Annotated in this window: 1 protein-coding gene; it reads right to left on the reverse strand. The window is 47.4% G+C overall.

Going from position 1 to position 1498, the window contains the following annotated elements:
• Window positions 1-1498: thrombospondin type 3 repeat-containing protein (locus A3729_RS04925; RefSeq protein ID WP_197475571.1), on the reverse strand; the 1498-nt coding region annotated here is incomplete at both ends.

The raw sequence follows: 1498 nt of genomic DNA on the forward strand, positions 1-1498 counted from the left end.
TGATATCATCGCCATCACGATCATCATCACAGGCATCACCAAAGTCATCACCGTCTAGGTTATCGCTCTGGCCATTCCTATTCGGTACTGTTGGGCAATTATCTGCGCTATCTTCGACTGTATCGTTATCATCATCACTATCACAGGCGTCACCTTGGCCGTCACCATCTGAGTCACGCTGATCACTGTTACTATTCACTGGGCAATTATCACGGCCATCACCTACGCCATCTTCATCACCATCGCGGCTAGTCGGTGCAGCGTCGTTTATATCTAGTACACCATCGTTATCATCATCCGTATCGGCTGTATCACCAATACCATCGCCATCGGAGTCACGAGTCTCTAAAGCATTTTGGGGGAATGGGTCTGAGGCATCAGGTGTACCATCACCATCATCATCAGTGTCTGCATTGTTACCTGTGCCATCACCGTCTGTGTCTAATTGCTCAGAAGCAAGTAAAGAGAAGGCATCAGCATCATCTTCTACACCATCATTATCATCATCAGTATCAGTGTTGTTACCAATGCCATCACCATCTGTATCCGTATCTTCATTAGGGTTCAGTGGGAAACGATCTTCAGAGTCTGGCGTACCATCACCATCATCATCGGTATCAGTGATATTTGGCTCACCGTCGCCGTCTGTATCAGTACTTGCCAAGGCATCTAGAGGTGAAGCATCATCACTGTCGGCAACACCGTCACCATCATCGTCATCATCGGTGTTGTTACCAATACCATCACCATCGGTATCGGTGTCTTCACTAGAGTTTAGAGGGAAGGCATCTTCGGAATCAGGTGTACCGTCTCCATCATCATCGCTGTCTGCATTGTCACCGGTACCATCGCCATCGGTATCGACAATTTCATTCGGGTCAGTCGGGAAATCATCCAGATCATCGGCAACACCATCATTATCGTCATCAGTATCTTCTGAGTTACCTACACCGTCATTGTCAGTATCTTCTGTTTCTGTTTCATCTGAAGGGAAGGCGTCAAGATCATTGTTAACGCCATCACCATCGCGATCCAGGTCACAAGGATCACCGCGACCATCATCATCCAGGTCACTCTGTACAGGGTTGTAATGAACTGGGCAATTATCTATCGCATTATCAATACCGTCTTGGTCTGAATCGAACTGTACCGTTGGGTCAGTTGGACCTTGGTCGACGTTATCGAGCACGCCATCACCATCGGTATCACGCTCTAGCGGGTTGGTGCCATCTTGCTCTTCCTGAAGATCAGGTACGGAATCACCATCGTCGTCTTCATCTGTATTATTACCAATACCATCACCATCGGTATCAACACTTTCAAATGGGTTACGTGGGAACTTATCCTCATCGTTCGGCACCTGGTCACCGTCGATATCAGTATCAGCATTATCGCCTGTGCCATCGCCATCTTGGTCTTTTTGTTCTGTAGGGTCTGTTGGGAAGGCATCTTCAGTATCGATCACACCATCATTATCATCATCAGGGTCATCATTTCT

Source organism: Oleiphilus sp. HI0043, from assembly GCF_001634935.1.